This window comes from Kluyvera genomosp. 1, from assembly GCF_001266615.1.
Taxonomy (GTDB): Bacteria; Pseudomonadota; Gammaproteobacteria; order Enterobacterales; family Enterobacteriaceae; genus Kluyvera; species Kluyvera cryocrescens_A.
The window spans coordinates 33813-53360 of the sequence record NZ_LGHZ01000015.1 but is presented as its reverse complement, the minus strand read 5'-3'; the positions used below and the strand labels follow the sequence as shown (position 1 = coordinate 53360).

General features: G+C 52.6%; 14 protein-coding genes. 8 read left to right on the top strand and 6 right to left on the bottom strand.

All coding sequences use genetic code 11. The annotated features are described in order from the left end of the window. Positions 1-20: 20 nt before the first annotated feature. The 4 genes from KP80_RS09865 to KP80_RS09850 all read right to left on the bottom strand — a co-directional run bounded on the left by KP80_RS09865 (position 21) and on the right by KP80_RS09850 (position 5042). On the bottom strand, positions 21-1169 hold the full coding sequence (locus KP80_RS09865; protein WP_052283475.1) for a fimbrial protein: 1149 nt from the start codon (positions 1167-1169) through the stop codon (positions 21-23). A 4-nt stretch (positions 1170-1173) separates the two neighbouring features. After that, the gene (locus KP80_RS09860; protein ID WP_156315638.1) at positions 1174-3708 is read right to left on the bottom strand and encodes a fimbria/pilus outer membrane usher protein; all 2535 of its coding nucleotides are present in this window, start codon (positions 3706-3708) and stop codon (positions 1174-1176) included. Positions 3709-3719: 11 nt separating this feature from the next. Continuing rightward, positions 3720-4409, bottom strand: a complete 690-nt coding sequence (locus KP80_RS09855) for a molecular chaperone (protein WP_052283474.1) — start codon at positions 4407-4409, stop codon at positions 3720-3722. A 69-nt stretch (positions 4410-4478) separates the two neighbouring features. Continuing rightward, entirely contained in the window at positions 4479-5042 is a 564-nt protein-coding gene (locus KP80_RS09850; RefSeq protein WP_052283473.1) for a fimbrial protein, read from the bottom strand. A gap of 552 nt (positions 5043-5594) precedes the next feature. On the opposite strand from KP80_RS09850, the gene flhB reads away from it, so the two are divergent. The 6 genes from flhB to KP80_RS09820 all read left to right on the top strand — a co-directional run bounded on the left by flhB (position 5595) and on the right by KP80_RS09820 (position 14015). Next, positions 5595-6749: a flagellar biosynthesis protein FlhB gene (gene flhB, locus KP80_RS09845; protein WP_052283597.1), complete on the top strand. Its 1155-nt coding sequence runs from the start codon at positions 5595-5597 to the stop codon at positions 6747-6749. Beyond that, positions 6742-8823 carry a flagellar biosynthesis protein FlhA gene (flhA, locus tag KP80_RS09840; RefSeq protein WP_052283472.1) on the top strand — a complete coding sequence of 694 codons (2082 nt, stop codon included), beginning with the start codon at positions 6742-6744 and terminating at the stop codon, positions 8821-8823. The genes flhB and flhA overlap by 8 nt, the downstream gene beginning before the upstream one ends. Continuing rightward, a complete protein-coding gene (flhE, locus tag KP80_RS09835; protein ID WP_052283471.1) occupies positions 8823-9215 on the top strand; it encodes a flagellar protein FlhE in 393 nt (130 codons plus the stop codon). Before flhA ends, flhE begins: the two co-directional genes overlap by 1 nt. Positions 9216-9485: 270 nt before the next feature. After that, a complete protein-coding gene (locus KP80_RS09830; protein WP_052283470.1) occupies positions 9486-11072 on the top strand; it encodes an MFS transporter in 1587 nt (528 codons plus the stop codon). A gap of 4 nt (positions 11073-11076) precedes the next feature. Beyond that, positions 11077-12216 carry a glycoside hydrolase family 88/105 protein gene (locus tag KP80_RS09825; protein ID WP_052283469.1) on the top strand — a complete coding sequence of 380 codons (1140 nt, stop codon included), beginning with the start codon at positions 11077-11079 and terminating at the stop codon, positions 12214-12216. 230 nt (positions 12217-12446) lie between these two features. Continuing rightward, positions 12447-14015 (top strand): MFS transporter, encoded by a 1569-nt coding sequence (locus KP80_RS09820; RefSeq protein WP_052283468.1) that lies wholly within the window; start codon positions 12447-12449, stop codon positions 14013-14015. Between the two features lie 21 nt (positions 14016-14036). On the opposite strand, the gene mrdA is transcribed toward KP80_RS09820, so the two are convergent. Continuing rightward, positions 14037-15908: a penicillin-binding protein 2 gene (mrdA, locus tag KP80_RS09815; RefSeq protein WP_052283467.1), complete on the bottom strand. Its 1872-nt coding sequence runs from the start codon at positions 15906-15908 to the stop codon at positions 14037-14039. Positions 15909-16115: 207 nt separating this feature from the next. Then, the gene (argS, locus tag KP80_RS09810) at positions 16116-17849 is read right to left on the bottom strand and encodes an arginine--tRNA ligase (RefSeq protein ID WP_052283466.1); all 1734 of its coding nucleotides are present in this window, start codon (positions 17847-17849) and stop codon (positions 16116-16118) included. Between the two features lie 230 nt (positions 17850-18079). Between argS and KP80_RS09805 the strand changes: the two genes are divergently transcribed. Then, complete coding sequence (locus KP80_RS09805) at positions 18080-18646, top strand: VOC family protein (protein WP_052283465.1); 567 nt, start codon at positions 18080-18082, stop codon at positions 18644-18646. 74 nt (positions 18647-18720) lie between these two features. Next, a complete protein-coding gene (gene cutC, locus KP80_RS09800) occupies positions 18721-19461 on the top strand; it encodes a copper homeostasis protein CutC (protein ID WP_052283464.1) in 741 nt (246 codons plus the stop codon). Positions 19462-19548: the final 87 nt, after the last annotated feature.

Below are 19548 nucleotides of genomic sequence, written 5' to 3'. Positions count from 1 at the left end.
ATTTTGTTTAACAGCAAAGGCTATTTGATATCCATTTTTACCGTTACGTTACCTTCAAATTTACCCGGGTCGGGTTTGGCATTCGTTGTGGCTACGGGTGCTGCAGACATAAGAATATGGCCGTCGCCGTTGTTATCGAGTGCAACAGGAAATTCGGCGCTACCATCGAGTGGAACGTTAACGTTGTTGCTGTCGTACATTCTTACGCCAATATCATCTCGCCCCATCATTTTGGCAATATAACCCGTTCCCGCATCGCTGACTCCCTGATCTGACGTGAGGGTGAGCTTGATTTTGTCCGTGTTTTCTACGGCCGAGTTATCGCAGTGGAATTTGATGTCCACATCGCGGAGTGCAAAGCTGGTTGGTGGCTGACCCTTAGCCGTAAAATCCGAGCTGGCTATACTATTAAAGTCGACGTTAATCACGCTGCCAGCGTTAATGGTGCAGCCTAGAGGTGCGCTCAATTGCCCAGAGATCGTCATTCTGGAGGCTAGCTGCGCATTGGCAAATTTACAGGAGCCTACACCGTAAAATATACACAGGCTGGTTTCCATTAAGGTTTGAGCTGGGATGATTTCGGTTCCAAAAATGGGTTTGGAAATATTAATTGTCGCGGTGAGTTTGTTCCAGTTAAACATCCTTTGCGGCACGCCAGCTTTTGGGCTTTTGGCGCAAAGACTTTGGGTTGATTCTGAATTTGTACCTTCGCTGATACTCGTGGTTGGCGATAGATTTGGGTAGGTCGTGAGCTTCGTTTGGGTTTGTCCTCCCGCGACGGTATCAGTAAACCCCGATATCTGGATATCCAGCTTATCCGTCAACTTACCGAAATCTTTGATGGATCCCGCTGGTAGCGGAGTCGCGCGGTAGCTATACATGTTTTCTGTATCCCCAGTCCCCACGCCAGAACAGCTCGTACATTGAGCGGATTGAGGTTCTGCCGGTACCACGAAATTATCTATTGGCCTGACCGTATTACCGGCGTAGTTCGCTGACGCATTTATTTCATAATCCAGCACGACCTTAACATCTCCTTTCACCGGGAAGCAGCCGGTTATATAACTTGGAGCAGCATGGGCGCGCATAGAGAGCAAAAGGGCAGCCAGTAGCAATATGATTTTCACATTGTGGTTAATCGTAAAGCGAAAAATTGCGTTGTGTGGCACGTGATTATCCTCCTTGGTTGCACACGGTACGAATACGTTTAATCCCTGCTGCATCGCCGCTCAGCGATTCATCATTGTTTGCAGTAATGAGGACGCTACATCTTTGCTGTTGCTCACTGCCCCATTTCACGTGGAGTGTCACCGAATCTCCGAGGCCAGCAAGGTAGACGGTACCCTGGTCATCAACAATGCCGTTGCTTAGTCCATCAGATGAAGTGACGACGGCGCCAAAAGGCACGGTTTTACCTGATGACTGCATTAGCGTGATTAATGCACGATAGCCCCGACGCGCATTGAAGTGCGCGGCTACGGCAGCGTTGCGTGTTGGAACCACCGTGGTTGCTGTATTGTCACTATCAACATCCTCTGGCAGTTCGTCGGTTTTCACCCCGATGCGGTTTTCGCTATAAGCAGAAAGAGAAGGAATAATGGCGTTGCCAAACCAGTCGGTGCGGATCCCGCGCTGATTCTCAAAACTAATACCCGGTGCGCCGTCGGTATCGATGATGGCGAATTGATTGCCCAGAGGCTGAGCGAGCGTGATGCCATGTGGATGAGCAACCACTGCGCCAGTGGCTCCATAGCTTAGCTGCCGCGTACCATCGGTCGCGGTGTAATAGCCTGCGTTAAGTCGGCCGTATTGGGCGTACCAGGTGCCGTAAAGGCTGCTACTATTTTCCGGTGTCTGAGTACTATGGCTCTGCTGGAGTGAATAGCTCAGGCTGTTGTCTGCCAGCAATGAGCCATTCAGGCCAACGTTTTGAGTTGTTGCGCCGTGCTGGCTGTTGTTTAAGCCATAGCTGGCCCAGCTATTAGATAGCCAGCGGCTTAGCGGAACGGTTATTCCTAAGTAAAGGGCACGATCGTCCTCACTGCTGCCGGAATGGCTCCAGGTGAGGGAGAGGTTATAGCTTATTCCCTGTAGGCTATAGTTCGCACCAGCAGAAAGTGAGCGGTCGCGGCGATGGTTATTCCAATAATTTTGTTCATAACCATTCAGATAGAAATTGGCCGTGCCCACTTGCTGACTGAGGTTTACCTGTAGGCGATTGCGTTTATGATCTGCACGGTCATTGCTATTGTCATCATCTGAGTACCGCTGATTTGCTTCCGCAAAGCTATAAAACCCTTTGCTGGAGTAGCGGTAACCGGAAAATGATAAATGAGTATTCGTTGGTTCGATGTCTGTGGAGTACAGCACTCGCCAGGACTGGCCCGTGTCGCTTTCCCCTGTGTCGAGTTCAGTATGTGCAACGGTAATGTCGGTAGAGACGGCCCCCCAGACACCTAAGCCAATCCCGATTCCGGAGGCGATGGCATTGTAGTTTTCTGCCGTGGTAAAGCCGCCAAAGGCTGTGACCTGGTTATTGATACCGTAGATAGCGCTGCCCTGAGCGAATTCAGGCTCTTTGTCGGTGCTGCCACTGTTCGCCCGGTAACGCCCCACGGTCGCTTCAAAACGCAGGTGGGAAGGGCGCTGCATCAACGCGATGCTGGAAAACGTTTGGGTAGTGGTATGGACGCTACCGTCCGCTTCTTGCACGCTTACTTCAAGATCATCACTGTTGGTTGATACTGTCAGATCATTGATTTCAAATGCCCCTGGAGCGACGTTTTGCTGATAGAGGGTGTAACCGTTTTGTTTTACGGTGACGACAGCGTTGGTATAGGCTGTGCCGCGAATGACTGGGGCATATCCGCGCTCTCTGCCGGGCAGCATATCGTCATCGGAGGCAACGTTAATGCCGCTAAACTGTATGCTGTCGAAGATCTCGCCTCGCGTGCTGGATTCTCCGGCCAAAAACTGGGCTTTGAGCACCTGGATGTCATGTTGTACCCATGAGGCGATATTTTGCCATCCAGCATCGCCGTCTGTGCCAGACCATGTGCCGTAATTACGGAGTCTCCAGCCGCCGAGATTCACCCCACTGCGTAAATTAAGATATTGGCTATTCAGACTTTTTTGCCCGGAAGACTCATTTTGCTGTCCACTAAACGAGTAGTCGACAAAACCAACGGGAACACCGGTATCCCAGCGCGAAGGGCCAATATCATTATTCTCTCTTGCGATGAGTGCTGCCTGCGGAATGCTGAGGTTTAAATTCTGCTGGCGGAAGTCGAACTGAGCGCTAGCTAAGGGAATATAATGACCCAGTTCTTGTTTTAGAGGAGTGTCCGCGGGCTCCGCAGCCAGTTCTGGATAATCGTCAACTTTAACTCCCCAATCCTGTAACATCTTAGGCGTCAACAGCGGGACCAGTGTGCCATCGTCAGTATTTACGTAGGTGAGGGTGTGGTCCTGTATTTTTTTGTTATTAAGCAAAATATGTGAAGGATAACTTCCGGCAAGCTGGGCCTTCGGATTCGCAAAAATCGCAAGATCGGCAGCCTGTGGCGCATTTTCCCCACCTTCGAGGGATTGAGGTTGAAAATAGAAATCGCGCGCATACAAGGTGTTGGCGCTTAGCAGAAGCAGTCCCCCTACGCCGTATAGCGCGGGCAGTGTATTCCGATGATGAAAGCGTTGTTTCTGCATCATGGCGAGTTCCACTAAGACAGGGCAGTGGTATATGCGGCCGTTTCACCGCCATAATCATTGATACAGCGCCAGGACACCGATGGGTTAGCGCTGCGGGCACTGAGCGGTAGCGTTATGCTGCTTTGCGGAGCCACGAGATCTGCCATAACCTTGCTGTTGCTAACATTAAGGCTCGAGAACACGGTATAAAAATTACTGGCATTCTCAATTTTTAGTTGTTGTTCAGCACGGCTGAAGTGCAGGTTTTTGCAGGCATCATCTACGCGTCCTTGTAATCCAACAGGGCGATAAAACAGTTTGATTTGTGTCTTATAAATAATATTTAGAACATTACTTTGTTCATTCTTGCGATCGCTGGCTGGAATCATTCGAACAACAAGATAATAAAGCGATTCAACATTTGTTTTGGTAATGTTATCGCTTTTCATTATTCTTAATGTTTGCTCCGATTTGGGATCTAAGCGAAACAGCGGCGGGGTAATAATAAACGGTGCGCGGGTTTTGTTATCCGCATTCATCACCCAGGACTGTATAAGCCATGGAAGCTCTTTTTCTGAGTTCACTAGCGGGAGCGATGCCTCTTTTTTGCTGGCATCATAAATAACTCGCGTCCGCCCGAGTTGAATTCCTTCTGCATTGGCTACAGTGGAAGTTACTATCATGGCTAATGTGAAAAGTGTGCTTGAAAGCGGAGTTTTCATGTTTATCCTTCAGGCAAAAAACCATAACCTGCCGTAGGGCAGGTTATGGTGGGCATTAAAACGTTTTTATTAGCGATACAGAATACCGACCGTTACTTTTGCGTTTGCAGCACCAGGTGTCACACCTTCTTCGGTGCCGCTAATGGAGACGTAGCGGGCTTCGACCTGTGTCGTTATCGTGCCGTCAGCGGTTTCGGGTAGGTCAACATAGGTCTGGCCTTCAGCCCCTGTAATATCGAGGTAGGTATCAAGATCTTCTTCGGTACTGAGTGTGATACCAACCCCTTCAGCACCACCGGCATCCAGCGCCACCATATCCGTTCTGGTGTCCACTGGAGTACCGGTAAATGTTAGCTGCACCTTGGATAACCCGTCGGTGGCTACAGGGCAGTGGATCAGTGTAATTGGTACGGCAACATCATCAGATTTACCGTTGTTTTTCGTAAAATAACTCGGAGCAGGAGAACCGAGGTAAACATTGATGTTTTTCCCAGAATCTCCTGATATTTCACAGCTTGGGTTAATGATTTCACCTGTGAAGTGAATTTCACCTGCGTTTGTTTCGTCAGCCCAGGTAGGCGATGAACCAATAGTGAATAGCGATAACGCTAATAATGTTGTTTTCCAGTACATCGCAATCTCCATGATAAATAGCGATTTTCGTGACAATTAAATCAACACACAAACGCCCATCAGAACGTCAATCGAAGCAAACTGAATCGATGTATGGATAAGCCGCCTCAATATTCTGAAGATAAAGTGCGTATTGATATGGTATCTGGTTGTGTTGAACCGGAAAATACCATTATTAATATCGCGGTATTCTATTGTTTCTAATTATTGAGTTGGTTTTTTAATGATATATTTTGGGTGAATTAATTGTGTTTATTCATCTTTTTAATTCGGTGTTGTTTGTTATGTTTTTTAATGAAAAACAGATCGCGAAATGTTTATTTTATGTGTCAAATCAAAAGGTGCCGTATTGTTTACCGATTTTGTTTAGTTGAACTTAATTTATGTGAAAGAAAAACAGGTTCCTATAAGGGGCTAAATAAATTCTGAAATTGCACTCTACCAGGCTAAAGCGTCCAAAAAGAGGGAATTCACCCTCTTGTTCCCGCCATTGCCACGCGCGTGAGGAAGGCAAAATGAGCCTTATCATAAATCACATCGCAGATGCAGAACGTGGCGGACGAAAGCGACAACGAAGACAAAACGGAAGACCCCACACCCCAACGGCTTGAAAAAGCGCGTGAGGAAGGGCAGATCCCGCGTTCCCGCGAGCTAACGTCATTGCTGATGTTGCTGGTGGGCGTCTGCGTGCTCTGGCTGGGTGGGGAATCCCTTGCCCGCCGTCTGGCGAATCTGCTCTCGGGGGGATTGCGCTTTGATCACAGTATTGTCAGCGATCCTAATCTGATTCTCGGGCAAATTATTCTGCTGCTAAAAGAGGCCATGCTGGCGCTGATGCCGCTGATTGTTGGCGTGATGGTCGTCGCGCTAGTGGCACCGGTTATGCTGGGTGGACTGGTATTCAGCGGGAAATCTCTGGCCTTCAAGTTCGATAAATTAAACCCACTGCCCGGCATTAAACGGATGTTCTCGGCGCAAACGGCGGCTGAGTTAACGAAAGCGATTATGAAGGCCGTGCTGATGGGCAGCGTGGCCGGATTCTTCATGTGGTTCCACTGGCCGCAGATGATGCGGCTGGTAAGCGAATCACCGCTATCGGCAATGGGCAATGCGCTCAATATGGTAGGGCTCTGTGCGCTGCTGGTGGCGCTAGGGATCATCCCGATGGTGGGTTTTGACGTCTTTTGGCAGATCCATAGCCATCTGAAAAAGCTGCGTATGTCGCGTCAGGATATTCGCGATGAGTTCAAACAAAGCGAAGGTGACCCGCACGTTAAAGGCCGTATCCGGCAGATGCAGCGTTCGGCGGCGCGACGACGCATGATGGCCGATGTCCCGAAAGCAGACGTTATCGTCAACAACCCGACCCACTATTCGGTGGCGCTGCAATATGACGAAAACAAAATGAGTGCGCCAAAAGTGGTGGCGAAAGGAGCCGGTCTGGTGGCGCTACGCATTCGTGAAATTGGTGAAGAAAACCGAATTCCTATGCTGGAAGCACCGCCGCTGGCGCGTGCGCTGTATCGCCATGCTGAAATTGGTCAGCAGATCCCAGGCTCGCTGTACGCCGCCGTTGCGGAAGTGCTGGCCTGGGTATGGCAGCTCAAGCGCTGGAAACTGGCAGGCGGCGTCCAGCCGAAAAAACCGGATAACTTACCGGTGCCTGAGGCACTGGATTTTTTGAACGAGAAGGACTCTGATGGCTAATCTTGTCGCAATGTTGCGTCTCCCCAGCAACCTGAAATCAACCCAATGGCAGGTGCTCGCCGGACCGGTGCTGATCCTGCTGATTCTGTCGATGATGGTGCTGCCGCTGCCGGCGTTCGTACTCGACCTGTTGTTCACCTTTAACATAGCGCTTTCTATTATGGTGCTGTTGGTGGCGATGTTTACCCAGCGCACGCTGGAGTTCGCGGCTTTCCCAACCATTTTGCTGTTTACCACGCTGTTGCGTCTGGCACTGAACGTGGCTTCCACGCGTATCATTCTGATGGACGGCCATACCGGCGCGGCGGCGGCGGGTAAAGTGGTCGAGGCTTTTGGCCACTTCCTGGTCGGCGGCAATTTTGCCATTGGCATCGTGGTGTTCATTATTCTGGTCATCATCAACTTTATGGTTATTACCAAAGGTGCTGGACGTATCGCCGAGGTGGGCGCACGTTTCGTACTGGACGGAATGCCGGGTAAACAGATGGCGATCGATGCCGATCTTAACGCCGGTATCATCGGTGAAGATGAAGCGAAAAAACGACGTGCGGAAGTAACCCAGGAAGCTGACTTCTACGGGTCGATGGATGGTGCGAGTAAGTTTGTGCGTGGTGACGCCATCGCCGGTATTCTCATCATGGTGATTAACGTCATCGGCGGCTTGCTGGTCGGTGTGCTGCAACACGGTCTGGAGCTGGGGAAAGCGGCGGAATCCTATACGTTGCTGACCATCGGTGACGGTTTGGTGGCACAGATCCCTGCGTTGGTTATCTCCACCGCGGCGGGTGTTATCGTGACCCGCGTGAGCACCGACCAGGACGTCGGCGAACAGATGGTCGGCCAACTGTTTAGCAACCCGCGCGTCATGATGTTAAGTGCCGGGGTACTGGGCCTGCTGGGTCTGGTGCCGGGGATGCCAAACCTGGTGTTTTTACTTTTTACCGCCGCACTGCTGGGACTTGCCTGGTGGATCCGCGGACGTGAAATCAAAGCGCCGGACCAGCCTCAGCCGGTTAAAGCGCCGGAAAGCAGCACCCAGGCGGTCGAAGCCACCTGGAGCGACGTGCAGCTGGAAGATACCCTGGGCATGGAGGTGGGCTATCGATTGATTCCGATGGTGGATTTCCAGCAGGACGGTGAGCTCCTGGGGCGTATTCGCAGTATTCGTAAGAAATTCGCCCAGGAAATGGGCTTCCTGCCGCCAGTGGTGCATATTCGCGACAATATGGATTTACCGCCAGCGCGCTATCGTATCCTGCTAAAAGGGGTCGAAATTGGCAGCGGCGAGGCCTATCCGGGCCGCTGGTTAGCCATTAACCCCGGTACTGCAGCAGGCACATTACCGGGTGAGGTCACCACCGATCCGGCGTTTGGTCTGGCGGCTATCTGGATTGAAAGTGCGCTGAAAGAGCAGGCGCAGATTCAGGGCTTTACGGTGGTGGAAGCCAGTACCGTGGTAGCGACACATCTTAACCATCTGATTAGCCAGCATTCATCAGAGTTGTTCGGACGTCAGGAAGCGCAGCAGCTGTTGGATCGCGTGACCCAGGATATGCCGAAGCTGACGGAGGATCTGGTGCCTGGCGTGGTCACGCTGACCACGCTGCATAAAGTGCTGCAAAATCTGCTCGACGAAAAAGTGCCCATTCGTGATATGCGCACCATTCTTGAGACATTGGCGGAACACGCACCGATTCAAACCGATCCGGGCGAACTAACGTCAGTGGTCCGCGTGGCGCTGGGACGGGCGATTACTCAGCGCTGGTTCCCGGGTAATGATGAAGTGCAGGTGATTGGTCTTGATACGCCGCTGGAGCGCTTGTTGCTGCAAGCGCTCCAGGGCGGCGGCGGTCTGGAGCCGGGGCTGGCTGACCGCCTGCTGGCCCAGTCACAGGAGGCGCTGGCGCGTCAGGAAATGCTCGGCGCGCCGCCGGTGTTGTTGGTGAATCATGCGCTGCGTCCGCTGCTGTCTCGCTTCTTGCGCCGCAGCTTGCCGCAGCTGGTGGTGTTGTCGAATCTGGAACTGTCCGACAATCGCAACATCCGCATGACGGCGACCATTGGAGGGAAATAATGCGCAAACTACTGCTGTTATTGTGCCTGCCATTGATGGTGCAGGCGGCGGGTGAGGGAGCGTGGCAGGCCAGCCGAATGGGGATTACGCTAAATCACCGTGGTGAGGCAGCGTCCTCTGCGCCGCTGGTTTCCTCGCAGCCGGTGCAGGGGGAAACCACGCGAGTGGCGTGGAATATCCAACTTAATGGTCCGATTCCCGCAGGGCTTCGTACTCGGCTGTGTTCTTCAACCCGCTGCACCGAGCTGGATGGACTCAGCGGAAGTACGGTGGCATTTAGCCAGGTATCGGCGGCGGAATCATTCCGCTTTATTTGGGAAGTCCCCGGCGGGGGACGGTTAATCCCGGCCCTTAGGGTACAAAGCATTCAACTCATTGTTAATTATCGTTAGTCGCCGCTCTTTTCACCAATCGCCACCGGATTTCGGTGGCAACCTCGCATTTTTGACCCCCGCTTTTGAAAGTAAAGAAACGTTGTTTTATAAATCAGTGACACTTGTGCCACGACTCTTTGCATTTTTGCCAATCCCACGACCGCACTGGCAGAAATAGGAAGGTATCCCTTAGCGCATACTTTTACTGTAGCCGTGTCAGTACTCCTTTGGGTAAAGCCTTCACCGGCTCGAGGAGTTTCATAATAAAAGACACAGGATTGACGGCTAATGAATAGAACGCGAAAAATTGGATTGGCGAACTACCTCGCCTACGGTTCGGGCGATTTCCTCGGTGCAGGAACGACCGCGCTAACCGCAGCATGGCTTCTCTATTTTTATACGACCTTTTGTGGTTTATCCCCTATCGAAGCGACCTTTATCTTTGCTACCGCCAGGGTTCTGGATGCGGTAGTGAGTCCGCTGATGGGCTTTTTGACCGATAACTTTGGCTCCACCTGGTTTGGCAAACGCTTCGGTCGTCGTAAATTCTTTATTCTGTTAGGTATTCCTTGCGTGTTCAGCTACTCCTTCATGTGGGTAGGGGACATGGGCTTCTGGTATTACCTCGTGACCTATCTGATTTTTGACGTGGTTTACACCATGATTCTGGTGCCGTATGAAACGCTGGTGCCGGAAATGACCGATGATTTCAAACAGAAAACTAAATTCTCCGGCGCGCGTATCGGCATGGCCCAAATGTCGGCGATTCTGGCCTCCTTCCTGCCGGGTATCTTGTTGAGCTATTTCGGCAAAGACAACGCGATCTCTTTCTTCTACGCAAGCCTGGTGTTCTCGGTACTGTGCGCCATCATGCTGACCCTGGTTTGGGTATTTACCTGGGAGCGTCCTCGCGATGAGTGGACCGAAGCGGCGCTGAAGGCAGAAGAAGAGAAGAAACACCTGACCTTTGCTCAGAGCATGAGTCGCCTGTTTACTGAATTGAGCTCAACGCTGCGTATCAAGATTTTCCGTCAGCACCTGGGGATGTATCTGGGGGGCTATATCGCGCAGGACGTGTTTAACGCGGTCTTCACCTACTACGTGGTGTTCGTGCTGATGCAGGAAGCCTCTATGGCTTCTAATCTGCTCGGTACCATGGCTATCTTCCAGTTCATTGCCGTTATCGCCATGATCCCGCTGTGCATCCGCTTTGGGCCGGCGCCGTCATACCGCATGGTGGTGGTGTTATTTGGCCTGGGTTCGTTCTCCTACGCCGCACTTTACTATGCAGGCATGAGCGATATTTACGCGCTGCTGTTGCTGATCTCCGCCATCGCCGGTCTGGGCCGTGGGGGTATCAACTATGTGCCATGGAACACCTACACCTACATTGCCGATGTGGATGAAGTCATCACCGGTCAGCGTCGTGAAGGGATCTTCGCGGGCATTATGACGCTGACCCGTAAAGCCTCTCAGGCGGGCGCCGTCATGCTGGTGGGTATCATCATGCAGATGTCTGGCTTCGTTTCCGGCCAGAAAGTTCAGCCGCCGGAAGTGAGCCACACCATCCTGATGATCCTCAGCATGGGCACCATTGCGGTATTGGTCTGCGGCTTCCTGGTCTCCCTGCGCTTTAAGCTGAACCTGAAAACGCACGGCGTACTGCGCGAAGAAACCGCCAAAATGCGTGCATCGGGTCATGCGATGCCGGAGTCCGTCACACCGCAGGCGCGTGCCACCGTCGAAATGCTGGCGGGTATGCCTTACGAATGCCTGTGGGGTAACAACAATATTGGTTATCTGAATCGTAATAAACCTGCTGCACCTTCGCTGAAGCAGGCTGCAACATTGAATTCGACTTACAACAGAGGTTAAAGATATGAAAGTTTGGCCCGTCAAACATAGCCCATTATTACGTCAACCGGAGCACTTTATCTCCCGGGAAGAGCTGAAAGCCTTGATTCAGACGGTGACGAACAATCTGGTGAATATCAAGGATGAGACTGGCCAATTCCTGCTGCGTCTCGACGATGGTCGGGTGATAGACACCAAAGGTTGGGCCGGTTGGGAGTGGACTCATGGCGTCGGTTTGTACGGTATCTACCAGTACTACCAGCAGACCGGTGATGTGGCGATGCGCGACATTATTGATAACTGGTTTGCCGACCGCTTCGCGGAAGGCGCTACCACCAAAAACGTCAATACCATGGCGCCGTTCCTGACGCTGGCCTATCGCTACGAAGAGACGGGCAATCCGGCGTACCTGCCGTGGCTCGATAGCTGGGCAGAGTGGGCGATGCACGATATGCCGCGCACCGAGCATGGCGGTATGCAGCACATCACGTTAGCGGAAGAAAACCACCAGCAGATGTGGGATGACACGCTGATGATGACCGTGCTGCCGCTAGCAAAAATTGGCAAGCTGCTTAATCGTCCTGAGTACGTGGAAGAAGCGGTGTATCAGTTTATGCTGCACGTGCAAAACCTGATGGACCGGGAGACCGGCCTGTGGTTCCACGGCTGGAGCTATGAAGGCAATCATAACTTTGCCAACGCCCGCTGGGCGCGCGGTAACAGCTGGCTGACCATCGTGATTCCTGATTTCCTCGAGCTGGTGGATTTGCCAGAGAATAACGCAGTGCGCCGTTATCTGGTGCAGGTACTGAATGCACAAATTGCGGCGCTGGCGAAATGTCAGGATGAGAGCGGTCTGTGGCATACGCTGCTGGACGATCCAAACTCCTATCTGGAAGCTTCGGCTACCGCCGGTTTTGCCTACGGTATTTTGAAAGCGGTACGTAAGCGCTACGTGGGCGCTGAGTACGCTGAAGTGGCAGAGAAAGCGATAAAAGGGATCGTCAAACACGTCTCGCCAGAAGGGGAACTGATGCAGACCTCGTTTGGTACCGGGATGGGTTCCAATCTCGATTTTTATCGCGAAATTCCACTGACTTCCATGCCGTATGGCCAGGCGATGGCGATCCTCTGCTTGACCGAGTACTTGCGTAAGTTCTTCTAAGTATTGCCTCTTTGAAAACCCGGCTGTCCTGCAGTCGGGTTTTTTTATTGCCATTTCAATAAAATAATTTTTAATTTTTAACTTTTGGTTATAAAAAAATTTTAACTCGATCGCATTCCTGCGTATTACTAATAGCCTTAACAGCAATAGTGATTTTGCTCACATTTTGAACCTGCCCATAAGAATATAAAAACACTGTTTCAAAATTATAAAACATGAGGTTTATTTTTATGGCAAGAAATGCGGCTTCAGCTCTTAACGGGCTGCAGGGAAGACCTGTCAATCTGCGCCATCAACTGGCATACGGAGGGGGAAACCTCTTGGGAAGCGGCGCGCTGGCAATCAGCGGCGCATGGCTGCTTTACTTCTATACCACATTCTGCGGGCTCACGCTGATCGAGGCCGCGTTTATTTTCTCCGTTGCTAGCGTCATTGACGCCATCAGTAATCCATTAATGGGTTATCTGACCGATAACTTTGGTAAAACCCGTCTCGGCAAACGCTTTGGTCGTCGTCGTTTCTTCCTGCTTATCGGCATTCCGCTGATGATGTTCTATCCACTTTTGTGGGTGGAAGGGCTAAGTTTCTGGTACTACCTCTGCACCTATGTGGTGTTTGAAATTATCTACACCTCGGTGATGGTCCCGTACGAAACGCTAGCAACCGAGATGACCGATGATTTTGCCCTGCGCTCGAAGCTGACGGGCTATAAAGCGATTTTCGGTAAGCTCGCCAACTTCCTCGCCGCCTTTATTCCTGGGCAGTTCATTCTGCTGTATGGTAAAGAATCTGCTACGCCGTTCTTCCTGACCGGTCTGACCTACGGCGCAATTCTTATCTGCGCGGTGGCCTGCCTTTGGTACAACAGCTGGGAACGCCCTCGGGAAGAGGAGCCTGAAGTACAGAGTAAAAGCAGTCTGCTGAATACGCTGATAGCGCTGGCGAAAGATATGCGCTCTACTTTCTATCTGCGCGTTTTCCGTAAGCATCTCGGCATGTACCTGTGCGGCTTCGGCGCCGAGTGGCTGTTTGCCTCAATCTTTACCTACTTCGTCATTTTTGTCCTGCAACACGATCCGGCGATGGTGGCGGGGTTAAACAGCCTGAACTCCATTTTGCAGCTGGTTTCCACTGCGCTGTTCATCGGTCTGTGCGTGAAAAAAGGCTTCAGCAAGCCGTACATCATGGCGCTGAGCGTGGTAATTTTTGCCGTATTCTTGTACACCTCGCTGTGGTTCTTCCATCTGCCTGCACATCTGGCGACCATTCTGATGTTTGGTATTACCGTGCTGTTTGGTCTGGGGACCGGGGGTGTGTACTACATTCCGTGGACGGTTTATACCTTCCTTGCCGACGTTGATGAAATCTACACCGGTCGTCGTCGTGAAGGGATCTACGCCGGGGCGATGACTTTCTCCGGTAAAATCCTGCGCTCTATTATTGTGTTCGTTATGGGTGCGGTGCTGAGCTACTACGGTTTCCAGTCCAAAGCCCACGTTCAGCCGGAAAGTGCGGTCAATGCGATAGCGGTAGTGTTCTGTGCAGGCGTCGCGCTGCTGGCGCTGGCGGCTATCGTCTTCAGTAAGCAGATGAAGCTCGACCGCAAAACCCACCTGATTGTCCTGCAGGAAGTGGCTCGCATCAAAGCAGGCGGCAAGCTAGAAGATATTGCACCGGAAGTCCGCGTGGTGGTGGAAGATCTGGTTGGCCATCGTTATGAAGAGTGCTGGGGCAACAGCCCGCTGTTCAAAAATGAACAAACCCCGGCTGTCGTGGAAGCGGTATCCGCCGGGCGTTAAGCACCCGACGAATTCCTTCGTTTACTCCTGAGGCGGCAGCGGTAGCTGGCTGTCCTCAGGGGCAAAAAGGTGGTCGAGGATTTTGCGCATCACCGGTGCAGCGACCACCCCATCACTTCCTCCATTCTCCAACACTAACGCTACCGCGACCTTGGGATCTTTATACGGTGCAAACGCCGTATAGAAAATATGGTCGCGCAGGCGTGTGGGAATCATCTTCGCGTTATAGGTTTGGTTCTGTTTAAGGCTAAATACCTGCGAAGTACCACTCTTGGCGGCGATACCGTAGGCCGCGGTATGGAAGTACTTATAGCCGGTGCCGTTTTCTGCATTGGCCATGCCAAACATCGCCTGGCGGACCAGACTCCAGTACGGGGATTTCGGGTCGGCAATTTGAGTCTCATTCGCTGGCTGGCGATAGGGAATAACCGTTGTGCCGGACTCTTCATCTTTTAACAGGTGAGGGGGAATGACCCGGCCATTATTGAGTAACGCCACCATTGCTTTGACCATCTGAATGGGCGTGGCAATCCAGTAGCCCTGGCCGATGCCGACGGAGATGGTATCGCCTTGATACCAGGCTTTCTTATGTACCCGCTGTTTCCAGTCACGGCTTGGCAGCAGGCCGTTGTACTCTTCATCAAGGTCGATACCGCTGGGCTTGCCATAGCCAAACTCGCTGAGCATGGTATGAATACGGTCAATTCCCATCATATAGGCGACCTGGTAGAAGAAGGTGTCGGCCGACTCTTCAATCGCTTTGGTGACGTTGAGCATGCCATGGCCACTCTTTTTCCAATCGCGGTAGCGGCGCTCGGTGCCGGGCAATGTCCAGGTCGGTGCGCCAAAGAAACTGGTTTGCGGGGTGATGACCCCGTTAAGCAGCGCCGACATTGCCATATAAGGTTTGACCGTCGACGCGGGGGGATACAGCCCTTGGGTCACGCGGTTAATCAGCGGCAGGTCTTTGTCCTGCAATAACGTTTTGTAATCCTGGTAACTGATGCCTTTCACAAACGGGTTGGGGTCGTAGCTTGGGTTTGAGACCATCGCCAGCACTGAACCGTCGTGCGGATCTTCTACCAGCACCGCCGCGCGTTGGCCTACCAGCTGGCTCTCAATGTACTCCTGAAGATGCAGGTCCAACGTCAGGTGGATATCTTTACCGGCGACCGGTGGCACATCTTTTAGCAGGCGTACGATGCGCCCATGGTTGTCGACTTCGACTTCCTGATAGCCTGTTTTACCGTGCAGCTCATTTTCATAGTAGCGTTCAATCCCTTGTTTACCGATGTTGTGGTCAGCAGCGTAATTCTCTAATAGGCCACTTTTATCCAGCGCTTTCAGGTCGCTGTCGTTGATCTTGGAGACGTAGCCAAGCACGTGCGCCAGCTCGGCACCGTAGGGATACTGGCGGTCCTCGTAGCTGTCGATCGTCACGCCGCTAAAGCGGAACTGATTCACCGAGAAGCGGGCGATTTCAACGTCTGAAAGGGCATTTTTTAGCACCACCGGACGGTAGCGGCTGGTTGATTTGAGCGCTTTGTGGAACTGATCGATATCATCCGGCGTGAGGTCAACCAGCGGCGTTAACTGGCGCAATAGCGCGTCCATGTCGCTGATTTTGTATGGGGTAACGGTAATGTCGTACCAGGTGACATTCTTGACCAGAGGAATACCGTTGCGATCGTAGATGATGCCACGGGTAGGGGCGACGGGCAGCATCTTGATATCGTTGGCATCCGAACGCGTGGTGTAGTAGCCGTGCTCCTCGACCTGCAAATGATAGAGGTTGAGGACCAATACGCTAAAGCAGGCAATAACAAGGCCAAAGGCCACCAGTACGCGGCGGACGAAGAGTTTTCTCTCCGCTTCATAATCTCTAAAAGTCATTAAGGCACCCAGTGTATAAGCCGCCTAATCATACGGAGCGGTCACGGGCATGACAGACAAAAAATGTACCATCTCTTAGGGAAATGTGTCATTCCTTGTGCTTTGTAACAAATGGGTGAGATATGGCGTGAAATGGCGACGATACGCAAGGTTGAGGGGTAAAAAAAGCCCGCGACACAGCGCGGGCTTGCATCAGTTATTCAGCGATTACATACGTTCTACGGTTTCGATACCCAGGGTATCCAGACCCATTTTCAGGGTTTTCGCCGTCAGCAGCGCCAGCTTCAGGCGGCTGTTACGCACCGCTTCGCTATCGGCAGACAGAATAGGGCAGTGCTCGTAGAAACCAGAGAACAGACCTGCCAGATCGTACAGATAAGAACACATCACGTGCGGGGTCCCGTCACGGGCCACCACGTTCAGGGTCTCTTCAAACTGCAGCAGGCGCGCGGCCAGCTGGGCTTCACGATCTTCGGTGATGGTCACGGCCGCATTGATGATGGCGCTCTCTTCCAGCTCCGCTTTACGGAACACAGACAGCACGCGGGTATAGGCATATTGCATATACGGCGCGGTGTTACCTTCAAAGGCCAGCATGTTGTCCCAATCGAACACGTAGTCGGTGGTGCGGTTTTTCGACAGATCGGCATATTTCACCGCGCCAATACCCACGACGTTTGCCAGTTTCTCCAGCTCGTCTGCTGGCATATCCGGGTTCTTTTCCGCAACCAGTTTACGTGCGCGCTCCAGCGCTTCGTCAAGCAGGTCTGCCAGCTTCACGGTACCACCGGCGCGGGTTTTGAACGGCTTGCCGTCTTTACCCAGCATCATACCGAACATGTGGTGTTCCAGCGGTACGGAGTCAGGCACGTAGCCCGCTTTACGCACGATGGTCCATGCCTGCATCAGGTGCTGATGCTGACGGGAGTCGATATAGTACAGCACGCGGTCTGCGTGCAGGGTTTCGTAACGATACTTCGCACAGGCGATATCGGTGGTGGTGTACAGGTAGCCGCCATCCTTTTTCTGGATGATGACGCCCATAGGCTCACCTTCTTTATTCTTGTATTCGTCGAGGAAAACGACGGTCGCGCCTTCGCTCTCGGTCGCCAGACCTTTCTCTTTCAGGTCAGCCACGATGCCCGGCAGCATCGGGTTATACAGGCTTTCGCCCATCACGTCGTCGCGGGTCAGGGTGACGTTCAGACGGTCATAGGTCAGCTGGTTCTGTGACATGGTGATATCGACCAACTGACGCCACATTTTGCGGAAATATTCGTCACCGCCCTGCAGTTTAACCACGTAGCTACGCGCGCGTTCGGCGAAGATTTCATCTTCGTCGTAATGTTTTTTGGCATCGCGGTAGAAACCTTCAAGGTCGGCCAGCGCCATTTCGCCAGCGTTGTCCTGCTGCTGTTTTTCCAGCCAGGCAATCAGCATACCGAACTGCGTACCCCAGTCGCCGACGTGGTTCGCGCGGATCACTTTATGGCCCATCAGTTCCAGCGTACGCACCGCCGCATCACCGATAATGGTGGAGCGCAGGTGACCAACGTGCATCTCCTTAGCGACGTTTGGCGCGGAGTAATCGACCACGACCGTCTGTGGCTGCGGCTGGGCGATACCCAGACGATCACTGTTCAGCGCCTGAGACACATGCTCAGCTAGAAACGCGGGGTCGAGGAAGATATTGATAAAGCCAGGACCGGCAATTTCCACTTTATTAGCGATGCCGTTAAGGTCGAGATGAGACAGGACCTGCTCTGCCAGCTGTCGCGGCGCCATGCCCAGTTTCTTGGCCACTGCCATCATGCCATTGGCCTGATAGTCGCCGAACTGTACTTTTGCTGACTGACGAACCTGCGGTTCGCAATCGGCAGGCGCGCCTGCCGCAATCATGGCCTGACTGACTTTTTCTGAGAGAAGAGCCTGAATATTCACCGGAATACCTTACGTTTTAGACGCCGTCACCTCTGTGGTTCAGCGCCGGGTGTGGATAAATTAAGGCGGGAGTATACTGCATTTGCCTGATGCCGTCAGCATCGGCCCCGCCTCATCACGGGTGAAAAACGCCGCCTGCGCAGGGATTAATCGCTCAATCAGCGCGAAGGTTGGTTCGCAGCGGACAACAAGGTAGATTAGCCTTTTCATGTAATAAGAGTAGGGCTGAAATGGCAAACTGGCAGACTATCGAAGAATTGCAGGATATTGCTGCGGATCTTCCGCGCTTCACCGACGCATTGGCCGAGCTTTCCGAGCGTCTGGGGTTGGATATCACCCCGCTGAATGCTGACCATATTTCTCTACGTTGTCATCAGAATACGACAGCGGAACGCTGGCGTCGTGGGTTCGAACAATGCGGTGTGCTGCTCTCGGAGAATATGATTAACGGTCGCCCCATCTGCCTGTTCAAACTTGAAGAACCGGTGTGCGTCGCCCACTGGCGCTTTACGATTATTGAATTGCCGTGGCCGGGTGAAAAGCGTTATCCGCACGAGGGTTGGGAACACATTGAAATTGTTCTGCCGGGAGAGCCGGAAACGTTGAATGCGCGCGCGCTGGCGCTGTTGTCAGACGACGGTCTCAGTCAGCCCGGCATTTCGGTTAAAACCAGCTCGCCAAAAGGGGAGCGTGAACGGTTACCGAATCCAACAATGGCGGTGACGGACGGTAAGGTCACCGTGAAGTTCCATCCATGGACCATTGAAGACATTGTTGCCAGCGAGCAGGCAGTGTAACAATGTGAAGTCACGCGAAGTCTACGCACGGGAACAGTGGCATGATTTGTCGCTGGATTGAAACGGAGAGAAAAATGGCATTGCTTGAAATCTGCTGTTACAGCACGGAGTGCGCGGTTATCGCGCAGCAGAACGGGGCCGACCGCATTGAACTGTGTGCCGCGCCGCTGGAGGGAGGGCTGACGCCATCGTATGGCGTGCTCAGAGCAACACGTCAACGGGTATCTATTCCCGTGCATCCGATTATCCGCCCGCGCGGCGGGGACTTTTGCTACACCGACGGCGAATTTGCCGCCATGCTGGAAGACGTTCGCCAGGTGCGTTCACTCGGTTATCCCGGGCTGGTCATTGGCGTGCTGGATCCCGACGGACAGATCGATATGGCGCGTATGCGGCAGATTATGGTGGCTGCGGGTCCGCTGGCGGTGACATTCCATCGTGCGTTCGATATGTGTGCCGATCCGCGCCAAGCCATTGAACAACTTGCCGAGTTAGGCGTGGCAAGGGTGCTGACTTCGGGTCAGCAGCCATCTGCTGAAAAAGGTATTTTATTAATTCGGGAACTTATTGAGCGGAGTGATACTCCAACCATTATGGCGGGTGCAGGGGTGAGAGCGAGCAATCTTCCTCTTTTCCTGAGTGCAGGCGTCAAAGAAGTGCACAGTTCAGCCGGGCAATGGGTGCCCTCCGACATGCGATATCGCAATCCCGGACTGTCAATGTCAACGGATCCTGAAGCTGATGAGTATTCGCGCTACGCCGTCGATGGTGAGGCGGTTGCTGCAATGAGAGAAATCATTGAGCGTCATGCGTAGCTAAAGGTTTTTACCGCGTGTCATATTCGCCCAATATGATGCTTGCTTGTACCAGGCCCCTGCCCATTAAACAGGGGCCTTTTTTTA

What these genes read in the sequence shown, in the direction of transcription:
- flhA (WP_052283472.1), top strand. Translation starts at nt 6,742, where the DNA reads ATGGCTAATCTTGTCGCAATGTTGCGTCTCCCCAGCAACCTGAAATCA.
- KP80_RS09830 (WP_052283470.1), top strand. Translation starts at nt 9,486, where the DNA reads ATGAATAGAACGCGAAAAATTGGATTGGCGAACTACCTCGCCTACGGT.
- KP80_RS09850 (WP_052283473.1), bottom strand. Translation starts at nt 5,042, where the DNA reads ATGTACTGGAAAACAACATTATTAGCGTTATCGCTATTCACTATTGGT.
- KP80_RS09820 (WP_052283468.1), top strand. Translation starts at nt 12,447, where the DNA reads ATGGCAAGAAATGCGGCTTCAGCTCTTAACGGGCTGCAGGGAAGACCT.
- KP80_RS09860 (WP_156315638.1), bottom strand. Translation starts at nt 3,708, where the DNA reads ATGATGCAGAAACAACGCTTTCATCATCGGAATACACTGCCCGCGCTA.
- KP80_RS09805 (WP_052283465.1), top strand. Translation starts at nt 18,080, where the DNA reads ATGGCAAACTGGCAGACTATCGAAGAATTGCAGGATATTGCTGCGGAT.
- flhE (WP_052283471.1), top strand. Translation starts at nt 8,823, where the DNA reads ATGCGCAAACTACTGCTGTTATTGTGCCTGCCATTGATGGTGCAGGCG.
- mrdA (WP_052283467.1), bottom strand. Translation starts at nt 15,908, where the DNA reads ATGACTTTTAGAGATTATGAAGCGGAGAGAAAACTCTTCGTCCGCCGC.
- KP80_RS09825 (WP_052283469.1), top strand. Translation starts at nt 11,077, where the DNA reads ATGAAAGTTTGGCCCGTCAAACATAGCCCATTATTACGTCAACCGGAG.
- KP80_RS09855 (WP_052283474.1), bottom strand. Translation starts at nt 4,409, where the DNA reads ATGAAAACTCCGCTTTCAAGCACACTTTTCACATTAGCCATGATAGTA.
- cutC (WP_052283464.1), top strand. Translation starts at nt 18,721, where the DNA reads ATGGCATTGCTTGAAATCTGCTGTTACAGCACGGAGTGCGCGGTTATC.